At 52.0% G+C, this 20690-nt stretch carries 18 protein-coding genes, 1 riboswitch and 1 other annotated feature; of the genes, 10 read left to right on the plus strand and 8 right to left on the minus strand.

Annotation, left to right across the window (positions count from 1 at the left end; all coding sequences use genetic code 11):
* Nucleotides 1-11: 11 nt before the first annotated feature.
* Nucleotides 12-107: riboswitch (SAM riboswitch) on the minus strand.
* Nucleotides 108-203: 96 nt separating this feature from the next.
* On the minus strand, nt 204-1883 hold the full coding sequence (locus tag KNP60_RS10600) for a GGDEF domain-containing protein (protein WP_251131383.1): 1680 nt from the start codon (nt 1881-1883) through the stop codon (nt 204-206).
* 152 nt (nt 1884-2035) lie between these two features.
* Nucleotides 2036-2248: a binding site (T-box leader), on the plus strand.
* A gap of 53 nt (nt 2249-2301) precedes the next feature.
* On the opposite strand from KNP60_RS10600, the gene argS reads away from it, so the two are divergent.
* Nucleotides 2302-3984 (plus strand): arginine--tRNA ligase, encoded by a 1683-nt coding sequence (gene argS, locus KNP60_RS10605; protein ID WP_034780833.1) that lies wholly within the window; start codon nt 2302-2304, stop codon nt 3982-3984.
* 37 nt (nt 3985-4021) lie between these two features.
* On the opposite strand, the gene KNP60_RS10610 is transcribed toward argS, so the two are convergent.
* Entirely contained in the window at nt 4022-4600 is a 579-nt protein-coding gene (locus KNP60_RS10610; RefSeq protein ID WP_034780835.1) for a metallophosphoesterase family protein, read from the minus strand.
* A complete protein-coding gene (locus KNP60_RS10615) occupies nt 4597-5088 on the minus strand; it encodes a YajQ family cyclic di-GMP-binding protein (RefSeq protein ID WP_034780837.1) in 492 nt (163 codons plus the stop codon). The genes KNP60_RS10610 and KNP60_RS10615 overlap by 4 nt, the downstream gene beginning before the upstream one ends.
* 70 nt (nt 5089-5158) lie before the next feature.
* On the opposite strand from KNP60_RS10615, the gene pulA reads away from it, so the two are divergent.
* Nucleotides 5159-7153 (plus strand): type I pullulanase, encoded by a 1995-nt coding sequence (pulA, locus tag KNP60_RS10620; RefSeq protein WP_214788359.1) that lies wholly within the window; start codon nt 5159-5161, stop codon nt 7151-7153.
* Between the two features lie 16 nt (nt 7154-7169).
* Here the strand turns inward: pulA and KNP60_RS10625 are convergent, their stop codons facing one another.
* Nucleotides 7170-7334: a YycC family protein gene (locus KNP60_RS10625; protein WP_021068148.1), complete on the minus strand. Its 165-nt coding sequence runs from the start codon at nt 7332-7334 to the stop codon at nt 7170-7172.
* Nucleotides 7335-7474: 140 nt separating this feature from the next.
* On the opposite strand from KNP60_RS10625, the gene KNP60_RS10630 reads away from it, so the two are divergent.
* From KNP60_RS10630 to KNP60_RS10645, 4 genes are all read left to right on the plus strand, one after another.
* Entirely contained in the window at nt 7475-8266 is a 792-nt protein-coding gene (locus KNP60_RS10630) for a hypothetical protein (protein WP_214797440.1), read from the plus strand.
* A 101-nt stretch (nt 8267-8367) separates the two neighbouring features.
* Nucleotides 8368-10491, plus strand: coding sequence for an MMPL family transporter (locus KNP60_RS10635; protein ID WP_214797441.1), 2124 nt, complete (start codon nt 8368-8370; stop codon nt 10489-10491).
* Nucleotides 10492-10744: 253 nt separating this feature from the next.
* Entirely contained in the window at nt 10745-11380 is a 636-nt protein-coding gene (locus tag KNP60_RS10640) for a YitT family protein (RefSeq protein WP_034780845.1), read from the plus strand.
* 80 nt (nt 11381-11460) lie between these two features.
* On the plus strand, nt 11461-12183 hold the full coding sequence (locus KNP60_RS10645; RefSeq protein ID WP_214797442.1) for a YwiC-like family protein: 723 nt from the start codon (nt 11461-11463) through the stop codon (nt 12181-12183).
* Nucleotides 12184-12204: 21 nt separating this feature from the next.
* Here KNP60_RS10645 and KNP60_RS10650 read toward each other — a convergent pair whose 3' ends face one another.
* From KNP60_RS10650 to KNP60_RS10660, 3 genes are all read right to left on the minus strand, one after another.
* Nucleotides 12205-13149: a DUF4003 family protein gene (locus tag KNP60_RS10650; RefSeq protein WP_251131384.1), complete on the minus strand. Its 945-nt coding sequence runs from the start codon at nt 13147-13149 to the stop codon at nt 12205-12207.
* Nucleotides 13150-13239: 90 nt separating this feature from the next.
* Nucleotides 13240-13671 carry a type III secretion system chaperone family protein gene (locus KNP60_RS10655; RefSeq protein ID WP_016509669.1) on the minus strand — a complete coding sequence of 144 codons (432 nt, stop codon included), beginning with the start codon at nt 13669-13671 and terminating at the stop codon, nt 13240-13242.
* Nucleotides 13672-13737: 66 nt separating this feature from the next.
* The gene (locus KNP60_RS10660; RefSeq protein WP_138860044.1) at nt 13738-14004 is read right to left on the minus strand and encodes a metal-sensitive transcriptional regulator; all 267 of its coding nucleotides are present in this window, start codon (nt 14002-14004) and stop codon (nt 13738-13740) included.
* 285 nt (nt 14005-14289) lie between these two features.
* Between KNP60_RS10660 and KNP60_RS10665 the strand changes: the two genes are divergently transcribed.
* The 4 genes from KNP60_RS10665 (at nt 14290) to KNP60_RS10680 (ending at nt 19231) form a co-directional block, all read left to right on the plus strand.
* Complete coding sequence (locus tag KNP60_RS10665; protein WP_214797443.1) at nt 14290-14595, plus strand: rhodanese-like domain-containing protein; 306 nt, start codon at nt 14290-14292, stop codon at nt 14593-14595.
* Nucleotides 14592-17060, plus strand: a complete 2469-nt coding sequence (locus tag KNP60_RS10670; RefSeq protein ID WP_214797444.1) for a CoA-disulfide reductase — start codon at nt 14592-14594, stop codon at nt 17058-17060. Before KNP60_RS10665 ends, KNP60_RS10670 begins: the two co-directional genes overlap by 4 nt.
* 182 nt (nt 17061-17242) lie before the next feature.
* Nucleotides 17243-18691: an alanine/glycine:cation symporter family protein gene (locus tag KNP60_RS10675; RefSeq protein WP_034780850.1), complete on the plus strand. Its 1449-nt coding sequence runs from the start codon at nt 17243-17245 to the stop codon at nt 18689-18691.
* 84 nt (nt 18692-18775) lie between these two features.
* Nucleotides 18776-19231: a DUF1877 family protein gene (locus KNP60_RS10680; RefSeq protein ID WP_034780851.1), complete on the plus strand. Its 456-nt coding sequence runs from the start codon at nt 18776-18778 to the stop codon at nt 19229-19231.
* Between the two features lie 434 nt (nt 19232-19665).
* On the opposite strand, the gene KNP60_RS10685 is transcribed toward KNP60_RS10680, so the two are convergent.
* Nucleotides 19666-20676: a metal ABC transporter solute-binding protein, Zn/Mn family gene (locus KNP60_RS10685; RefSeq protein WP_214797445.1), complete on the minus strand. Its 1011-nt coding sequence runs from the start codon at nt 20674-20676 to the stop codon at nt 19666-19668.
* Nucleotides 20677-20690: the final 14 nt, after the last annotated feature.

Below are 20690 nucleotides of genomic sequence, written 5' to 3' on the forward strand. Positions count from 1 at the left end.
AGAAAACACTTTTTTCATCTTTCGAGCAGACTGCTCGCTGGATTTGGCACAGGTTACCCGCTGCCGAGACGTCACTGGGCCAGTCCCTCAGTCTCTCTTGATAAAAAAGTTGTGATATTTAATTATAAGACACGTTCCCTAACGTACCTGTTTCAAATCCGCTTGTCAATAGCAAACCCCCACGCGGTGAACGTGGGGGTGAGTCAGGTCGTTAAGAAATTGTAATGGGCGACGCGGTTGCGTCCGGCGTACTTCCCGCCGACGTAGAGGGCCCGGTCAGCGTTACGGATCGTATCGTCGAGGCGTTTGTCACCGAACGCCTGAATCGTGTCGACACCGATCGAAGCGGTGACGGGGATATCGATTCCGTCGACGTGGAACGGTTTGTTCTCGATTTGTTGCCGGATCCGTTCGGCGATCTCGATTGCCTGTTCGACATCGCAACGATTCAATAGCAAGATGAACTCTTCACCGCCGTAACGGGCGGCAAAATCTTCGGTGCGGAGTGCCTGGCGAATCCGCCGTCCAAACTCTTGGAGCACACTGTCCCCGACTTGATGTCCGTGCAAATCGTTGATTTTTTTGAAAAAGTCGATGTCGAGCATCGCGACCGAAATCGGATACATCGAACCGTCCGAGATTTGTTGAATCCCGTATTCGTAAAACGCGCGTGCATTCGCGAGCAGCGTCAAGCTGTCGGTCCGACTTTCCGTGTAAAGACGGTCGCGCTCATGGCAACGGCTGATCGTCCGGTTGAACGACTTGAGAAGTTTGACGATTTCACGTTGGATGGTCGAGGGATACCCATAGACGTGTTCACCCGTCATGACGAGCCACGTGCGAATCCCTTCGATCTCCTCGGACCGAACCGAGATGAAACTATGATAGTCGTCGTCAAATTCGTTCGACAGTGGTGCGTCCCATTCGAAGCGCATCTCATATTCGACCGAGGCTTCGTTCGGATAAGCGTGATCGAGCAAATCGAACACGATGTGACGGTCAATCGGCTGACGCGTCTTCAAATCAAAGTACAGGGTACGGTCGAACAGTTTAAACTCGACGAACCCTTCGTCATAGTGATTGAGCCGCTCACATTGACTGAGAAACACTTCGATGGCTTGCGCCTCGCTCTGCGATAACGACACGGCTTCTTTTGCCTCATCATACTGTTCAATCAACGATTTAAAGGCGTCTTGCCGGCCTTTTTGGATGATGAGCCGCTTGATGAAGAACGTCAACGCGGCAGCGATGCTGCTGACGACGAGTAAATTCGTCTCCCGGAACAACGAGGCCGCCAAAATGAAGACGAGACTGACGATATACGTATAAAACGCGATGCTCAGAAAATCGCGGACCGGGATGTCGACGCGGAACCACCAACCGACTTGATACTTTTGCACGACCGTGTTCAAGATGATGGCCAGAATCAAACCGGCGAGCGGCAGGAACGAGTCTTGAGAATAGAAGCCGAGACCGGTCACACCACCAAGTGCCAAGTAAACACCGGCTGGGATGGCAATCTCCAAGAAAGACGTGATGGCGTTCCAAGGATACGTGAAGCGGAAGCGTCGAAGCGCGACGCGCGGTTTCAAGTTGACGAACTGGAAGACGAGGAGACCAATCTGATTGACGAAAAGCGCCGTCTCGAAATCAAAAAACAAGAAAATGATGAGGACGATACTTTCCGAAAACGTGAAGTAGACGCCTTTCCGTTCGATGGAGTCCATTTGAAAAATGATGACAAGGAGCGCGATCAAGATGAACGGCAACGGCTCGATGGCGGGTATGTTCAATACGCCTGTGGCGAACAAGGTGATCGTCGATATGAGTAAAACACTCCATATGCTCCAACCAAGGACGGACATCTTGCGAAAATGGTTCATGGTTCCCTCCTATGTGGGAAAATTCGATATGTATGGTAGGAGATTCGGCACAATCATGCCTGAGTCCTGCCTATTCATCATAATGGCGGAATTCTAGCATTGAGTCTATATGAAATATCCTCTATAATGAAATTGCTTTTCAACCACATAGACGAAAGTCGATGAAAAAGAGAGTAACGATCGTTCCGTCAACAAAGCGACCTAGGGATTGGTGAGAGCCTAGGCTGACAAACATCGCGAAACGCACTTTTGAGATGCTGCCCGAACCTTAGTAGGCGTAGCCGGGGGACCCCCGTTATCACCGATAAAGCGGTCTGCGTCAAGCAGGCAAGAAGAGTGGTACCGCGGGCCATCCCGTCTCTTTGCATCTGTGCAAAGGGCGTTTTTTTTTATGAAAATTTTATAAGGAGGAATTGTAATGAGTTATGAACGCAAATATGCGGAAGCCTTGTCCCGTGTCATCGGGGACGAGTTGACGCTCGACCAAATTGAAGCTCTAATTGAAAAACCAAAACATGAGGCACACGGGGACCTTGCTTTCCCTTGTTTCCAACTCGCGAAAGCCTACCGGAAAGCGCCGGTCATGATCGCGACTGATATCGCGAACGATTTGAACGATGAATTGTTCACAAAAGTCGAGGCGGCTGGACCATACGTGAACGTCTTCTTGAGCCGTGACGTCGTGTCACAAGAAATCATCAACATGGTGCTCGACGAAAAAGCGGACTATGCGACGCATGCGACCCGCAACGAGACAATCGTGACCGACTTCTCGTCACCGAACATCGCCAAACCGTTCTCGATGGGACACCTCCGTTCAACTGTAATCGGGAACGCCATTAACCAGATCGCCCGTAAAAACGGCTACGACGTCGTTGGGGTCAACCACCTTGGGGACTGGGGGACACAGTTTGGAAAACTGATGGTCGCCTATAAAAAATGGGGCAACGAGGAAGCGGTACGTGAGCATCCGATTGCCGAATTGTTGAAGCTTTACGTTCACTTCCATGAAGAGGCGAAGACGCAACCGGAACTTGAGGACGAAGGCCGTGCTTGGTTCAAGAAACTTGAAGACGGCAACGAAGAAGCGACTGAGCTATGGACATGGTTCCGTGACGAGTCGCTCAAAGAGTTCCAAAAAGTATACGACTTGCTCGGCGTCGAGTTCGACAGCTTCCACGGGGAGGCGTTCTACAACGACAAGATGGACCGCATCGTCGCCATGCTCGAAGAGAAGAACCTTCTCGTCGAAAGTGAAGGGGCGATGGTCGTCTCACTCGAAGACGAGAACTTGCCGCCATGCTTGATTAAAAAGAAAGATGGCGCGACGCTTTACGCAACACGTGACTTGGCAGCGGCCGTTTATCGTCATGAGACGTATAACTTCGTCCAAGCGAACTACGTCGTCGGCGGCGAACAGGCGCTTCACTTCAAGCAGTTGTTCTCGGTCCTCCGTAAACTCGGCTACGACTTCGTCGATGGCATGCATCACGTGCCGTTCGGTTTGATTTTGCAAGAAGGGAAAAAGATGTCGACACGAAAAGGTCGCATCGTCTTGCTCGAGGAAGTACTGAAAGAAGCAATCGAGAAAGCTCAAGGCAACATCGCCCAGAAGAACCCAGAACTTGCGAACGCGGACGACGTGGCACGTATGGTCGGTGTCGGCGCGGTCATCTTCCACGACTTGAAGAACGAGCGCATCAACAACATCGAGTTCGACCTCGACAGCATGCTCAAGTTTGAAGGCGAGACAGGCCCGTACGTGCAGTACACGAACGCGCGTGCGAACTCGCTCCTCCGTAAAGGCAACTACGACGGCTCGACATTCACGGGTGCGGATGACGACCACACGTGGGGCGTCGTGACGATGCTAAACGCGTTCCCACACGTGATCACACGTGCCCATGAGCGCCGTGAACCGTCGATCATCAGCCGTTACGTCCTCGACTTGGCGCAATCGTTCAACAAGTATTACGGCCATGTCCGTGTACTCGAAGAAGATGCTGGTAAACAGTCGCGTCTCGCCCTCGTCAAAGCGGTGACGATCGTATTGACAGAAGGACTCCGTCTGATCGGTGTTCAAGCTCCAGAAGAAATGTAAGCACAAATAAGGGACCCTTTTGAGGGGGTCCCTTTTCCTATGCCTTCATTCGTGTGACTGTCCGGGTTTTTGTATCGTACAAACACCATTCCCGGTCGAAGATGACGGCGCCGACGTTGATGACGTACCGTTTTTTCTTCAATGTGAACGGTTTCCCGATTTCCCAGGGAATCGAACGGCCTTTCCGGTAAATCCCCGGGATATGGCTGTGGCCGATAAAGACGAGCGGATACTTGCCTTTCTCGACGATCGGTTCCCAGTCCGGACTCCAGTTCACTTGATGGCCATGCAAGAACAACGCCTCATCGAGCGTCGTCTGTTCCGGTAATAATGAAATCCGCGTCTTAACTGGATGCGACACGACGAGCACCTCGTCAATCCGTTCTTCTTGATTGCCACGCAGACTCGGGAACGTGAGCAGCGCCTCGTAATCCGGATCGTACGTCACGACGTCGGACACTTCGTGGAACCGTTCGTTCCGTCGCTTTTTGCCAATGTGGCATTCATATAAATCGCCGAGGCAGAGGATATGCTCCGTCTCACGCCGGACCGACTCGAGGACGGCCTTCAAATCATCAAACGAACCGTGCGGGTCACTGATGATGGCGAGCTTCATCGGTAGTTCGTAAATTGGGCATCGACAGACAATTCGAGCTCACGGACGAGCTGCATGACGGCTTGGAGGTCATCGCGTGACTTGGCCGTCACACGGATTTGATCGTCTTGGATTTGCGACTTCACTTTCAATTTTGATTCTTTAATGGCGTTGTTGATTTTTTTCGCATCGTCTTTATCGATGCCGCTCTTCAACTTGACGCGCTGACGGACGGTGCCACCGAGGGCGCGCTCGATTTTTTGGTAGTCGAGGTTTTTCGTCGGCACGCCGCGCTTGATCAATTTCGAGATCATGACGTCCTTCAATTGCTCGAGCTTGTAGTCGTCATCCGATACGAGGACGAGGTCGCCGTTGTCGAGTGACATCTCACTCTTCGATCCTTTAAAGTCGTAACGGTTTAAAATTTCTTTCTCGGCGATTTGGATCGCGTTCTTCACTTCTTCCAGGTTCATTTCTGACACAATATCAAAAGAATTGTCTTTTGCCATGTTTCATCCATCCTTTACAAGGGTTTTGTTATAATGATAGCAGATTTGAAGTAGTGAAGGAGTGAAAGAGATGGAACATACTATCGATCAACAGACAAATGTAGATTTAGACCATATGGCGTATCACGGCAAAGACCTCGGGGTGACGTTTAAAGGTGATATCATCCGGTTGCGGGTCTGGTCGCCAGTCGCCGAAGAGATGACCGTAAAACTATACCGGACGCCGCGGGCACGAAAGTTCGAACGGATTGAGCTCGAACGGGCCGAGAAAGGGACGTGGGTCCTTGAACTCGACCGCGCTTCATTCGAAGGATATTTTTACGTGTTTGAAGCTACCGTCGAAGGCAAACGTGTCGAGTCGCTCGATCCGTATGCGAAAGTCGTCGGTGTCAATGGGAAGCGCGGGTGTCTGCTCGACCCGTCAGCGCTCAACCCGGACCATTGGGTCAAAGAACGTCCGCTCTTCCACTCTTCACAAGAGGCGGTCATTTATGAAGCGCATGTCCGTGATTTGACGAGCCATCCCGACAGCGGCGTCATGCATCGTGGCAAATTCCTTGGGATGACCGAGGTCGGCACGAAAACGCCGAACGGCTATCCGACCGCGCTCGACTATATCACCGCGCTCGGCGTCACGCACCTCCAACTCATGCCGTTCTTCGATTACGGTTCGGTGAACGAGTCGCGTGAGAGCGAGGCGAATTATAACTGGGGTTATGACCCGGTCCATTATTTCGCCGTCGAAGGTTCGTACGCCTCGTCTGCCGATGACCCGGCCGCTCGCATCATCGAGTTGAAGGCGATGATCCAGGCACTGCACGACCGTGGGATCCGTGTCATCATGGACGTCGTGTTCAACCATACGTATGACGCATTGACGACACCGCTCGGTCAGTTTGTGCCCGATTACTATTACCGCTTGAACGAGGATGGAACGCTCGCCGACGGCTCGGCGTGTGGGAACGATACGGCTTCAGAGCGCGCGATGATGCGGAAGTTGATCGTCGAATGTGTCTCATACTGGGCGAAAGAGTTCATGATCGATGGCTTCCGCTTCGATTTGATGGGGCTCCATGACGTCAAGACGATGAACCAAGTCCGGAAAGCACTCGATCGCATCGACCCATCGATTCTCGTCACCGGAGAAGGATGGGATCTCGACACGCCGCTCTCGGTCCGCAAGAAAGCGAACCAGCATAACGCCCATAAGATGCCACGTATCGCCCAGTTCAACGACGCGATTCGCGACGGCGTCCGTGGGGACGTGTTCATCGAGGACTTGCCAGGCTGGATCAGCGGCAACGCGGATATGACGGCGGACGTCAAGCGCGGCATTGCCGGCGCGGTGACAAGTCAGAGTTTTGCCGATGAACCGAACCAAGTCGTGAACTACGTTGAGTGTCATGACAACTTGACGCTTTGGGACAAGCTCGCCGTCACGAACCCGGACGATGACGAGACGACACGTCGTCGCCGGCATCGCCTCGCGACAACGATCGTCATGCTCGGTCAAGGCATCCCATTCTTGCATAGCGGTCAAGAGTTCTTCCGAACAAAAGATGGGGACGAGAACAGCTTCAACTCGGGTGAGGTCGTCAACCGTTTGGACTGGACACGGGCCGAGCAGGAGACACCGAGCGTCGAATACGTGAAAGGATTGATCAGTCTGCGGAAACAATATCCGTTGTTCCGTCTCGAGAACACGGAGCAGATTCGCAAACATTTGCGCTTCTTCGATGAAGAAGAAGGGGTGATCGCCTTTGAACTGAGTCGCCACGTCGAAGGGTATGTCGAACGTCATCTCGTCTACCATAACGGGCTCGAGGAAGCGGTCGAGGTGAAGCTGCCGGCCGGTAAGTTCGAGGTCCACGTTGAAGACCATACCGTCAATTTGACAGCGCCGCGCCTCCTTGAAGAACGACACGTCACGGTCGCACCGCTCTCGACGCTCGTCGTGACGGAACGCCGCCCGGATTACAGCAAATATGCGGTCGCCGGCGGGGCTGCCCTTGCGATCCTTGGTCTCTGGTACGTCGCGAAAAAACGCAAGAACAAACAGCAGTAACCAAAAAAAGGAGACGTCATTCCGTCTCCTTTTCCTCGTTCGTTTCAGTTTTGGCTGCCTCCAGTTCCATCATCTTCTTCACGATGATGTGTTTTGGCATATGCATGAGCTCCTCGAGCGGAACGTTCAGCTTTTTAGCAAGCTCGACCGCCGTCTCGGGAGAGAGTTGAAGTGGGCGCATTGAGGTTCCTCCTTTCACATTCAGGGTATGCTAATGCCAGTATACAGGAAAATCAGGCGCATGGAGAATGTGTTCTGTGAACACATTCAAAATCGAAAAATGCGTGGGGCGTTGCTAAGCTGAAACTAGGAAGTGATCAAATGTACAAACAAGTAGCAGACTATCAATTTCATCAAACGGTTGAATGGTTGGAGCGCGTTGGTGGAGGATGGATGTTGTATTTGGCGCAAACCGGTTTTCTGTTTTTTGACGAGACGTTCCAAATCCGATGGGAACTCGAGTGGAAATGGGCACCGTGCGCACTATATATTGAGCCTCATGGCAGACGAGCCGTCGCGCTGTTTCGGGATTTACAGACATACGGAGTCATGGATTTAACAAACGGGACGATGGAACGTCATCCGATCCCACGGACGTTTCATGACGATTGGTTCAGTAACCTGCACCACTGGTCAGGAGACGACCTGTTTCTTTACTCGGCCGAATCAGACATTGTCGCTTTGAACTTGAACGACCACACGTTCCGGTATAGCCGCTACGAAGAGGTCCCCGAGTTCGGAAATATCATCGAACTTGCCTATCAGCCGACCTATGATTTCGAACGATTCACGGCACCGGGCCTCGTGACGCTGTACGACGAACCGAATCAACAGTTCGTAGTCGAGAATGTTGCGTCGAGCGCGTCTTGGATGATTCCATACGGAGGTGACCGCGATCTGGCCATCGTCGATCAAATCGGCGAGACGACCGCGATCACATCGATGACGTCGTTCCAACTGTTTGAACGCGATCGCGAAGTGTTCTCGTCTGAAGTGTGTGCTGAAACTGAATTACTGAAAGTCGTCTTATTGGACGAACCGGGCGACCGACTTGTCGTCTTGTCAACGCCACGCCGCTTTTGCCATAGTTGGCTTCAAGTGTTCGAGCGTTGACGCTCCTGGACCAGACCATGGTTCAGGATTTTTTTACGAAGACTTGGTGAATCCCCAAAAAAACGGGAACAGTCTTCTTAGATGGAGAGGAGTGGACAGGGATGGAACGATTAGGACAAGCGTTAGTCCGATGGCGCTACGCTGTCGTGTTGATTTGGACGGTATTGCTCGCGGTATCGGTATATTTCGGATTACAGTTGCCAAGTGAACTGCGCGGCAACGGGTTCGCAATCCAAGACGGGCGTTTCGCCCAAGTGGAAGATACGTTGAACGACCGGTTCGACCGGGCCGGTGCCTCGATGATCGTCTTGTTGGAAGGTGGGGACCTTGATACGGTCATCGAGCAGCAACGCGATCGACTCGCTGAAGTCGATGGGATCGATGGCGTGATCACGCCAGCCGAGAATCCGGAGGCACGCGATGGAGACGTCGCCTATTTATTGCTCGAGTTCGAGGACTACGATACGGCCGAGGCGTCGATTGAAGACGTCCGCAGCGCCTTGATTCGCGACACGGACACAGACGTGCGATTGACCGGAGAGCCGGTCTTCGCGGATGACTTGAACGAGGCGTCAAAGAATGACTTGATTCGGGCCGAGCTGATTGGGATTCCGGTCGCGTTGCTCGTGCTCTTGCTCGTCTTCGGGACGCCGCTCGCCGCGGTCATGCCATTATTCGTCGGTTTAATCACGTTCATCGTGGCAGCGGGCTCGTTGTTCTTCTTTGCCCAAACGATGGAACTGTCTATTTTCGTGTTGAATGCGGTCGCGATGATTGCCATCGCGCTCGGCATTGATTTCTCCTTATTGCTCGTCAACCGGTACCGGGAAGAGCTCGCGAAAGGGAAGTCACGTGAGGCGGCCATCGTCCGAACGGTCGCGACGGCTGGACGATCGATTCTATTCTCAGGACTTTGCGTCTTCGTCGGACTGGCTGGGTTGTTGTTCATCCAAGTCGATGTGTTCCAAGCGATTGCCCTCGGTGCGTTGATTGCCGTCGCCGGTGCGGTCTTGTCCGCGCTCACGTTGTTGCCGTCTGCCCTGTACATCGTCGGAGACACGATCAATAGAGGACGGCTCGTCAAGACGAATGAGACGCGCTCGGAAGTGCGGTGGCAGAAGTTGGCCCGCTTCGTCATGAGACGTCCCGTCACGATGACGCTCGTCGCGCTCTTGCTGCTACTGCCAAGCCTCTGGTTCGTTCGTGACCTCGAACTGAACATCCCGGACGCCGATGCGCTCCCGACCTCGTACGAGTCACGGGCCGCCCTTGAGCGCTGGGACGACGTGTTCGGAGAGACGTCGACCGACGCGGTGCTCTTGTTTGAGACGAATGACTTGACCGATTCGATGATTCTCGACGAATTGACGGCGCTCACTGATGAGCTATCCGAGGATCCGATTGTCGACAACGTCACGACGTTCTTGACGGCATCCGGTCTCGAACCAGCCGAGTTCCAACAACTCGCTGAAGCGGCACCAGAGCAACTTGAAGCGTTCGATCGTCTCATCACGCTCGAAGGGAATACCGACCTCGCCCTCGTCAACGTCAGCTTCGACGTCCCGCCGAGTGATAAGGACGCGCAGGCGTTCGTCCGTGATTGGCGCGAGAACGGTTTTGACGTCGGGGGACCAGCCGCGTTCAACGAAGAAATCTATGAAGAGATTTACGATAGCATCCCGTATGCGGTCGTGACTGTCATCTTGGCGACGATGGTCATTCTCATGTGGGCGTTCCGCTCGGTCTTGATTCCAATTAAGGCGATTATCATGAACGTGCTCGGTCTCGGGGCGACGTTCGGTCTGCTCGTCATCATCTTCGAATCAGGCTACGTGTATGATGCCGAGACGATCAGTATCTTAACCCCGGTGTTCATCTTCTCACTCGTGTTTGGCCTGTCGATGGACTACGAGGTGTTCCTCGTATCACGGATCGAGGAATATTATCGGGAGACCGGGGATAACGACTACGCGACGGAGATGGGGCTCGCCAAGACGAGTAAAATCATCACGTCGGCCGCTGTGATCATGATCGTCGTCACGGGAGCGTTTGCCTTCACCGGCGTCAGTCCGATCAAACAGCTCGGGGTCGGGATCGCGCTCGCCATCTTCATCGACGCGACAATCATCCGCATCTTGCTCGTACCGTCTTTGATGAAAATGTTCGGGGACTGGAACTGGTGGTGGTTCGGGAAGAAAGATTTACCGAAACGTAATCTACACTAAATATACATTTAATGAAATAGTCGTGAAAATGTGTTAAAATAGTTTCATGATTACGCGCAATTTGGGAAAGGAAGGTCTTTATGGATACCGAGAGGACATGGCCTCTGTTTCAATTGCCGGACTTCTAGCGTTGAGTTTTTACAAGCGACATCAATGTAAAAATCAACAAACGGAAGATCGGAGATGGAACAGATGGAACCGCGGCTACGACTGAGGATCCTCCTCTCCGTTGAAAACGGGGAGGACAATCGGAATGAAACGAGTTGCTACCATAGTGCTCGGAACGCTAATCATGGCGTTCGGTTATTATTATTTGAATGAACAGTTTGGTTTGGCAGAAGGGGGCTTCGTCGGGCTAGCATTGCTCGGCCGCTATTTATTTGATATCGATCCAGCGATCTCGATGATCGTACTCGATATCCCCTTCTTTTTAATTGCCCTTTGGTGGAAGGGCTGGCGCTTCGTCGGACAAGCCGTGCTTGCCGCCGCGTCGTTATCGCTCAGTTATGCGATGTGGGACCGATTGGATTTACTCACATTCGACATTCAAGTCTGGCCGGCAACGTTGTTTGCCGCCATCGCGAGCGGGATTGTGACCGGTTACGGTCTCGGTCTCGTCTTGAAGTCAGGCGGGGCGACCGGAGGCGACGATTTATTCGCCCTCGGCCTATCGAAATGGACCGGCGTATCGGTCGGGACGATTCTCATCATATTTGATGTCATCGTTTTGGCGATCTCGCTCATCTATTTGCCGCTGTCGAACGCGCTTTACACGCTTCTCGCGGTCTCGATCGCAGGTCGTGTCGTCACGAAGATGTTGACGGACGATGTGGTCGAAGTAACCGTACCAAGTGTGACCAAACTAAAAACAAAAAACGATCTCGCGTGAGATCGTTTTTTGTTTTGTAAAATTTATCACAGTTTTACAGTCATCTTTCTTCTACACTAAACATAGAAGGAGGGAGTCACATGACATGGATGATTCCAAAACAGCACGGCGCTTGGTCGATGCTGATCTTACCGTTCTTACTCGGCGGTATCGTCGGAGGGTGGACGCTCGCGCACATCCCGTTCGCGATCGCTTGGTTATTCGTTTATATGGGCACGTTTTTCTTGTTCCAATACATTAAGCAACGGAAGAAGTCTAAGGAACTGTTGCGTACGGTCGTGACGTATTTGACGATTGCCACCGTCGCCGCCGTCCCGGTGTTTCTGTCCGAGTGGCGTCTCATTTGGTTTGTCCTTGCTATGATTCCGTTCGGACTCGTCAACGCCTATTTCGCCAAAATCAAAGACGAGCGCAACGTCTGGAACGACGTCAGCGCCGTCACCTCATTTTGTATCGGCGGGATGGCGAGTTATTATCTCGGAGCACGGGTCTTGGACGAGACAATGATGTGGATGTTCGTCTTGCCGTACTTATATTTCCTCGGAAGTATCTTTTTCGTCAAGACGATGATTCGAGAGAAAAAAAGTCTATTCTATCGAAACGTATCATGGGGGTATCATGGTTTGCTCGTCGCCACCTTCATCGCGTTCGGCTATCCGGTTTTGGCACTCGCTTACGCGCCAAGTCTCGTCCGGGCGGTCGCGTTCTACGGCAAAAAGATCCCCATCATGAAGATCGGGATCGTCGAAATCGCCAACTCGGTGTTCGTGCTCGGTTGTCTCAGCTGGTATTTATTTTCTTAAGAAGGGGCGACCCTTCTTTTTTTAATCGCTTGAAGCGCTGCTAGAGATGATGGCGACAGTCGTCGCGGCCGTTGCTGCCTGTTGCATGGCGAGCAGGTGGGCGAACGTCCCGTGTAACAGTAAATCGCTCGCGTCTTCCTTGATGTTGTTTGCCGCGACGAGTTGCAGGGCGACCGTCAACGCGTGGGTGTGGAACCAGCGATGCTGTTCCTTCTCGGCGTTCGTGATGTCAATCAGGTCGCGCTCGTCGTTGTCGTTCGGAGCCGCGACGATGGCCAAGAGGGCGAGCGCTGGCAGATGCTCGTTTTTGACAGCGATTGTTTGTCCTTGGAGCCGCGTGCGCCACTCGAGCAGGCGGTTGATGACCTCGTCTGAAGGCAAGTCGCTAAAAGCAAGTAGATGGGAGACGAGTTGGAGCTCGTTTGAGCGGGGCAACTCGGCTTTCAACGCTTCGTAATACGTCTCGATTCGTTCATTTAGCGCAACATGGTCATCGAACGCTTGGACGAGGACGAGGGCAGACAGAAGGTCTTCTTCGCTCGTCAGCCAAGGATGGTTTCGTTTGAACGTTTGATAGAGTGCGCTCGCCTCGTCAAGCCGGCGCTCGGGCTCATCGACGTTGATCAGTTGGCTCGCGATAAAGGGCCGCAACATACTGAAACGGAAGTGCTTCCGGTCGAGTAGCGTATCAAGCCGGAGTGCCTCGTCGATGGCAGATTCGATGTCTTCGTATTTGGCATCGAGGAACGACAGCCAGACGAAGTTATTGCTGCCTCGAAATTTCGAGAATATGCCGGTCTTCTGTTTCAGAACCGCTTGAGCGTGTTCGAACCGTTCCGAATCGAACGGGGTATCGTGCATGGCGTAGTTGATGGCCATCAAACGTCGGAAATCGTCAGTGAACCACTTTGTCGCTCCCCTGATTCCTTCGAGTGCTTCGAGGTAACGGGTGTAACGTGTCATCATCAGCAATTCCTCCTTTTGCTCCTTATACGAGTACAATCGAAAGAATGATTCAAAAACAGCCGCCCTGGATTCGTCCGGGGCGGCTGTTTGTTATTGGACTTGCGTATACAACTTCTGCATATACTCGTTCACTTCATCGGCCGCTTGGAACATCATGAATGAATGTTGCAAGATGATCTCTGGCGAGAAGCCGAGGTCGAGGTCGAGCGTCGAGGCGAGCGTGACATCACGGTCGCTATCGAGTACGCAACGGAAGTATTTGAACTCTTGGTTGAACTCGTTCAAGGCGTTAAGAATCGGTAGGTCTTCCACGTAGTCCGGCACGTGTGTGACTGTCGCGGCATAAAGTTCCGCATCCGTCGTCTTTTTATTGAAGGCGATAATCATAACGGGCTGAGCCCCGGATTTAGTCGTTTCACGCGTCAAGAATGTGACGTGCGTTTCAGTCTCGCTCTCTTTGAACGTCATATTGCGTTCAGCGACGAGCGCTTTAAATGATTCTACTTTTTCTTCGAAGTTCACAAACAAGTCCCCCTTAAAAGTCGTTACTCTAACTTTCTCCCATTTGCGGAGGGAAAGCAAGGGGAACTAGCGTTTCATCAACATTTTGATGGCTTCTTCGACGGTTTCTGACGTATCTTCGCCATCTTCTTGGGCGGTGATGATGCACTGCTCCAAGTTCTTCGCGACGATGATGGTCGAAGCACGGTCGAGTGCCGAACGAGCCGCGCTCAACTGCGTCACGACGTCGCGGCACTCTTTCCCTTCTTCCATCATACGGATGATGGCCCGGATTTGTCCTTCGACTCGTTTCATCCGGTTCAATACTTTCGCATCGTATTGATACTGTTCCATTAGATTCACCTCTATATTCAAATCGTTCAGTAACCCAACTATTTATTGTGTAGTCTCATCTTAATACGTGGGGGAGTATGTGTCGAGCCACAACGTTTGAGATAAAGATTTTTTGAAAGTTTACCATTTCGTCAAACAAATCCCTTGCAATCGAATACCATAGGGGGTATATTAATGACGTGGAAGCGATATGTTCAACGAATCACAAACTTTCGTCGGACGCCCGCTACCAAGATGACGAATAAATAAGTGAAACATCATAGATTAAAAGGATGGGTAAATAACATGAAAGCATCTGCTTTAAAACGTCAAATGGATTTTGAAGTACCAGTGAACATCGTCGACGTTCGTGAACGTGACGAGTTCCAAGAAGCGCACATTGCTGGCGCGAGCAATTATCCGCTATCTGAAATTTCGGAATGGATCGAGACACTCGACCCTGAAGAAGAATACATCGTTCTCTGCCGTTCAGGTGCTCGCAGCACGCAAGCAACTTGGCAAATGGAAGCGAAAGGTTATAAAGTGGTCAATATAGAAGATGGCTTGATGAGCTGGCCTGGTGAAGTCGTCAAAGGAGGAAATGAGCAATGAGTAAAAAAATCGTAATCGTCGGTGGAGTCGCCGGTGGCGCTTCAGCAGCCGCACGCCTTCGTCGCTTAAATGAAGAGAACCAAATCGTCATGTTCGACCGGGGCGAATACATTTCGTTCGCGAACTGTGGTCTTCCATATTACATTGGTGACGTGATTCAAGATCGTCAAAAATTGCTCGTCCAGACGGTCGAGGGCATGAATAAACGTTTCCAACTCGACATCCGCAACTTGACGGAAGTGACAAAAATCAACCGTGCCGAGAAGACGGTATCGGTGAAAAACGTTAAGACGGGCGAAACATACGATGAGTCGTACGATGTACTCGTCTTGTCACCAGGAGCGAAACCGATTCGTCCGAACATCCCTGGAATTGAAGAAGCAGAAGACATCTTCACGCTCCGCAACATTCCGGATACGGATAAAATCCGCAGCTACGTTGATGACAAAGCGCCGAAACACGCGACAGTCATCGGTGGCGGTTTCATCGGGATCGAAATGGCTGAAAACTTACGTGAGCGCGGCGTCGAGGTCACACTCGTCGAGATGGCCGACCAAGTTATGACACCGCTCGATCGTGAGATGGTATCACCTGTTCACGAACATATGCGTCTCCATGGCGTCGACCTTCAGCTTTCTGACGGTGTCGATTCGTTCTCTGAGAAAGGGAAACGTGTCCACTTGAAGAGCGGTCGCGTCATCGATACCGATATGGTCGTCTTGTCAATCGGCGTCGTGCCAGAATCGTCAATCGCAACGGAAGCAGGACTTGAAACAGGCATCCGCGGCGCCATCCGCGTCAACGAGAAGATGCTCACGTCAGACCCGAACATCTACGCGATCGGAGATGCTGTTGAAGTACTCGATTATGTCTTCCAAGAGCCGACGGTCGTTCCGCTTGCATGGCCAGCCAACCGCCAAGGCCGTCTTGTCGCCGATATCATCAACGGTCGTGACGTTAAATACAACGGAACGATGGGGACTGGGATCGCTAAAGTATTCGATATGACAGTTGCTTCGACAGGTTGGAACGAAAAACGTTTAACAGCAGCTGGTAAAGAATTCGAAGCCGTTCACGTGCACCCGGGTTCACATGCGGGTTATTACCCAGGATCGACACCAGTATCACTCAAACTCTTGTTCCATCCGACGACAGGTGAAATCTACGGCGCGCAAGGCGTGGGGATGAACGGCGTCGATAAACGAATCGATGTGATTGCGACAGCGATGAAAGGTGGCTTGACGGTCCTTGACCTTCCAGACCTTGAACTCAGCTACGCACCACCGTTCAGCTCAGCGAAAGATCCAGTCAACATGATCGGTTACGTCGCGTCGAACGTCGTCCTCGGCGATAACGAAGTCGTGCACTGGAATGAGATTGACGAGTTGGTCCAAAACGGCGCGACATTGCTCGACGTCCGTGACGAGTCAGAACATGAACTTGGCAAAATTCCTGGTTCAATCAACGTTCCGCTCAACTCGCTACGCGATCACTTGGACAACTACAGCAAAGACGAAACGATTTATGTGACGTGCCAAGTCGGGCTTCGCGGATATCTCGCATCCCGTATCTTGCGTCAAAACGGCTTCAAGGTGAAAAACTTGAGCGGTGGCTACAAAACATGGTCACAAGTAAAACGTGATTTTGATGCCATTGAGGCAGGCACGAAGGCAGCCAATGAGACTGCCGCAACAGTAACGGAGGAGGCACCACCAGCAATGACGAATGAACCAGTCGGGGAACCGATTTTCCTAGATACGTGCGGTCTGCAATGCCCGGGACCAATTTTAGAAGTAAATAAAAAAGTAGCCGAGCTCGGCGAAGGCGAGACGCTTCGTGTCCTCGCGAGTGACCCTGGTTTCTTTGCAGACATCGAAGCATGGGCGAAGAAAACCGGCAACAAGCTCGTCTCGAAACAGTTCGTGAACGGTCGCGTGGAAGCAATTCTTCAAAAAGGTAATGGTCCTGCGGCTGTACAAGCAGGGGCACCGGCGACAGACGGCGCATCGATGGTCGTCTTCAGCGGAGATCTCGACCGCGCGCTCGCTTCGTTCATCATCGCCCAAGGTGCGGCGGCGATGGGCAAAGACGTGACGATGTTCTTCACATTCTGGGGACTCAACGTCATTCGTAAGCCAGATGCACCGGAAGTGAAGAAACAAGGTCTCGAGAAGATGTTCGGCATGATGATGCCATCGCATGCGGGTGAACTTCCACTCTCGAACATGAACTTCGGTGGAGTTGGTCAAAAGATGATGAAAAAAGTGATGAGCGACAAAAATGTGCCATCACTTGACGAAATGATCAAATCGGCTCAAGAAGCAGGCGTCAAAATGGTCGCTTGTACGATGTCGATGGACGTCATGGGAATCAAAGAAGAAGAGTTGATCGACGGCATCGATCTCGGGGGTGTGGCAGCATACCTCGGGGCGGCTGAAGGCGGCAACTTGAACCTCTTCATCTAATCAAATGATGCAGGATGGGCGATCGGTCACTTGACCGGTCGCTTTTTCTGTTGTTCGACAGCTCATGTGAAATTTGTCGAAAAGGATTGCAATTCTTAGACGTTTTTCCTATAATTCTACTCATGTAAAGAAAGTTGACATAACTTTTTCTTATAACTCATACATACACGGAGGATTTAAAGATGGAGAAATTCGTAGAAGGTCTCGTTTCATCAGCCAACGACTTGCTTTGGTCGTCAGTGCTAATCGTTGTCCTTGTCGCCTTAGGTTTGTACTTCACCGTCCGGATGGGGTTTGTCCAGTTCCGGATGTTGCCTGAAATGTTCCGCCTCTTGTTCAAAGACGGCATGAAACGTGAAAAAGGCCAAGTCTCGTCATTCCAAGCGTTCGCGATCGGGACAGCAGCCCGCGTCGGAACGGGTAACATCGCCGGTGTCGCGACAGCAATCGCGCTCGGTGGTCCGGGAGCCGTCTTTTGGATGTGGCTCATCGCCCTCATCGGATCGGCTTCGGCGTTCGTAGAAAGTACGCTCGCACAAGTCTACAAGATTCGGGACGGACGCACATGGCGTGGAGGCCCGGCGTACTATATGGAGCGCGCCCTCGGTCAACGTTGGCTCGGGATCTTGTTCGCAATTCTCATCACGTTCTCGTTCGGATTCGCCTTCAACTCGGTGCAGTCGAACACAATCTCGCTCTCGATGAGCAATCAGTTCGGCGTGAGCACGACGACAGTCGGTCTCGTCTTGGCCGTCGTCACAGCAATCGTCATCTTCGGTGGGATTCAGTCGATTGCCGTGCTCTCGAGTATCATCGTCCCGGTCATGGCCGGTGGCTATATCTTGCTCGCAGGATGGGTCATGATTTCAAACGCATCATTGTTGCCGGAAGTGTTCGGTTTGATCTTCTCAGAAGGCGTGTTCGGTCTGCAGCAACTGTTCGGCGGTGCCATCGGAGCGATGGTGCTCCAAGGAATTCGTCGCGGTCTCTTCTCGAACGAAGCCGGAATGGGTTCTGCCCCGAACGCGGCGGCGACAGCGGAAGTATCGCACCCGGTCAAGCAAGGCTTGATTCAATCGTTCAGCGTCTTCGTCGATACGCTTCTCGTCTGTACGTCGACAGCGATGATCATCTTGTTGTCAGGTGTAGCCGGATCGGAGTCGTTCGCAGGTGTTGAATTGACACAAGCGGCGCTTACGGCTGAGATTGGTCCGATGGCGACATCGTTCCTCACGATCGCGATTTTCTTGTTCGCGTTCAGCTCGATTCTTGGAAACTACTACTACGGCGAGACGAACATCCAGTTCATCTCGGATAAAAAGATTTACGTCACGCTCTACCGCATCGGTGTCGTCGGTATGGTCCTCTTCGGAGCCGTCCGTTCGGCCGGTCTCGTCTGGTCGATTGCGGACGTGTTCATGGGCCTTATGGCGCTCGTCAACTTGTATGCGATTTTCCGTCTCGCGAAAGTCGCTCGTCTCGTCCTCGACGATTACTTGGAGCAACGTCGTCAAGGTGATGACCCTGTATTCTACGCCGATTCGATCGACAACTTGCCAGGCCGCGAGTACATCGAGGCTTGGGAGACGGCAGAAGAGGAAGAAGTCAAGACAGGCACGATTCGTTCATAAGCGACAAACCGTCTACGAAAACACGTAGGCGGTTTTTTTGCGCCTAAAAGATGGGTAAACTGAAGAAAAGGGGGGCGTTCAATCATGGAGACGACACATTATATACGCATTTCCCCAGAAGTATGGGTCTCGTTCGGGCAAGACCCGGAAATGATTTTAGATTGGCTGTTGCACGTTCACGCTCAACAGCGTGACACGTATGAGACGTTGACGCTCCCGAACATTGAACGGTTCCAAAAAATTCTCGGGCAAATCGAAGTCTATATCGATGGGGATGACACGTATAACTTGGAGATGGCGGTCATTGGGGAAGAGTTGATCGTCAACGAGAAGCAGGCGGTCGTCGTCGGGATTTTGACGCCGCAACTGCTCCACATCGTCAAAGACGCGATGAACGCGTTCACGAAAGAGGATGTCGCCGACATGGCGTTCGTCGACCATGAAGGCCTCGATGATGTATGGCTCAAATGGACGTTGTTGAAACGATTCTGCGAAGAAGCGATTGAACGGGACGAGCTCGTGTTGATTTATTATGAGTAATATCGCCTAAATGGTATAATTAGGAAAGATGTCAGTCACTTCTAGTCTCGATTCACGTGAACTAATGGGGGAGAAGTGCTACAAGTGTGATGATCATGGGGGTTCGCTGAATGTTATCTTGGTTAGGTATAACGAATGCAGATGAGACAAATCAAACTGAACGTCAATTTTTCGCGAATGTGAAGAAAAAAACGATCACTTTAATTCTACTTACGGCTTTAATCGCACTCTATGGCGTTAAGGTTTTGTTAACTTACCTAATCCCGGCCTCATATTTGGCCGACCCAATTGTCGCCGTTCTACCAGGTACCGTAGGCGTTTTGGTTTCTATAGTCTACGTCTTGGTCGCGGAACGAATTCTACAGGACAACGCCAAACACTAGTCATACCATTTAGAGAAAAAAACTCGACGCCGCAGCGCCGAGTTTTTTGTCTTATTTCAATGCCGTCTCAAGCGCTTTGACGTTCTCGCGCATGAGATCGAAGTAACTCTTGTCCATCTGTTCTTTCGTGACCGATTCCAAGTTATAGATCGTCACCGTCTCCGCGCCGATCTCATTTTGAACGACCTGGGCGACTTTCGGTGTCACCGTGTCCTCGAAGGCGATGTATTTCAAGTCGTGAAGTTGAGCCTCTTCGATGACGCGCTTCAACGCCTGTTGTGACGGTTCTTCCGAAGGCGTGAGACCTGTGATTGGGAGTTGGTCAAATTCGTAGCGCTCTGCTAGGTAACCATAGGCTGCGTGCGTCACGAGTAGCTCTGACTTCGAACCGCCCTCGACTGCCGCTTTCAGCTCGGCGTCGAGCGTGTCGGCTTCTTCTTTAAAGGCGCTCAAGCGATCCGCAAACTCATCTTTATAGTCAGGGGCCTGTTCGCTGAAGGCCGCTTCGACCGCTTCGGCCATCGAGACGGCATTCATTGGGTCGAGCCAGACGTGTGGGTCGTATTGACCGTGATTATGGCCATCATCTTCACTATGACCGGCTTCTTCTTCGGCATGGTCATCGTCCTCATGTCCGTGCTCGTCTTCTTCACTATGCTCGTCCTCGCCGTGGACGTGGACCGTGTCATCAGCCGATAAAAGGGTGATGTCTTCGGCCGTCTTCACGAACGTGACGTTCTCATTGGCCAAGCTTTTCTCCATCGACTCGACGTATGGCTCGAGGTCATGGCCGACCGTCAAGAACAAGTCCGCTTCAGCGATGTCTGTCATTTGCTTTGAGGTCGGCTCGTACGTGTGCGGGTCGGCACCAGGCGGGATGACCATCTCGACGCGGACGCGGTCGCCGCCAATCTCCTCGGCGAATGATTTCAACGCGAACGTCGACGCATATACGGTCAACTGGTCGTTGGCTTCCTCTGTGGCACCGCCCTCTTCATTGCTTGCGCAACCACCTAATAAAAGTGTCCCGGCAGCGGCGACACCTAACAGTTTTTTGTTCATAACCCTCTCCACCT

This window comes from Exiguobacterium sp. s5 (genome assembly GCF_018618075.1).
GTDB classification, from domain to species: Bacteria; Bacillota; Bacilli; order Exiguobacteriales; family Exiguobacteriaceae; genus Exiguobacterium; species Exiguobacterium mexicanum_A.

Bases quoted from the DNA above. Each gene is read 5' to 3' on its own strand.
- KNP60_RS10665 (WP_214797443.1), top strand. From the start codon at position 14,290: ATGAAAGCATCTGCTTTAAAACGTCAAATGGATTTTGAAGTACCAGTG.
- KNP60_RS10675 (WP_034780850.1), top strand. From the start codon at position 17,243: ATGGAGAAATTCGTAGAAGGTCTCGTTTCATCAGCCAACGACTTGCTT.
- pulA (WP_214788359.1), top strand. From the start codon at position 5,159: ATGGAACATACTATCGATCAACAGACAAATGTAGATTTAGACCATATG.
- KNP60_RS10650 (WP_251131384.1), bottom strand. From the start codon at position 13,149: ATGATGACACGTTACACCCGTTACCTCGAAGCACTCGAAGGAATCAGG.
- KNP60_RS10635 (WP_214797441.1), top strand. From the start codon at position 8,368: ATGGAACGATTAGGACAAGCGTTAGTCCGATGGCGCTACGCTGTCGTG.
- KNP60_RS10645 (WP_214797442.1), top strand. From the start codon at position 11,461: ATGACATGGATGATTCCAAAACAGCACGGCGCTTGGTCGATGCTGATC.
- KNP60_RS10615 (WP_034780837.1), bottom strand. From the start codon at position 5,088: ATGGCAAAAGACAATTCTTTTGATATTGTGTCAGAAATGAACCTGGAA.
- KNP60_RS10630 (WP_214797440.1), top strand. From the start codon at position 7,475: ATGTACAAACAAGTAGCAGACTATCAATTTCATCAAACGGTTGAATGG.
- KNP60_RS10660 (WP_138860044.1), bottom strand. From the start codon at position 14,004: ATGGAACAGTATCAATACGATGCGAAAGTATTGAACCGGATGAAACGA.
- KNP60_RS10640 (WP_034780845.1), top strand. From the start codon at position 10,745: ATGAAACGAGTTGCTACCATAGTGCTCGGAACGCTAATCATGGCGTTC.
- argS (WP_034780833.1), top strand. From the start codon at position 2,302: ATGAGTTATGAACGCAAATATGCGGAAGCCTTGTCCCGTGTCATCGGG.
- KNP60_RS10670 (WP_214797444.1), top strand. From the start codon at position 14,592: ATGAGTAAAAAAATCGTAATCGTCGGTGGAGTCGCCGGTGGCGCTTCA.
- KNP60_RS10625 (WP_021068148.1), bottom strand. From the start codon at position 7,334: ATGCGCCCACTTCAACTCTCTCCCGAGACGGCGGTCGAGCTTGCTAAA.
- KNP60_RS10685 (WP_214797445.1), bottom strand. From the start codon at position 20,676: ATGAACAAAAAACTGTTAGGTGTCGCCGCTGCCGGGACACTTTTATTA.
- KNP60_RS10600 (WP_251131383.1), bottom strand. From the start codon at position 1,883: ATGAACCATTTTCGCAAGATGTCCGTCCTTGGTTGGAGCATATGGAGT.
- KNP60_RS10680 (WP_034780851.1), top strand. From the start codon at position 18,776: ATGGAGACGACACATTATATACGCATTTCCCCAGAAGTATGGGTCTCG.
- KNP60_RS10610 (WP_034780835.1), bottom strand. From the start codon at position 4,600: ATGAAGCTCGCCATCATCAGTGACCCGCACGGTTCGTTTGATGATTTG.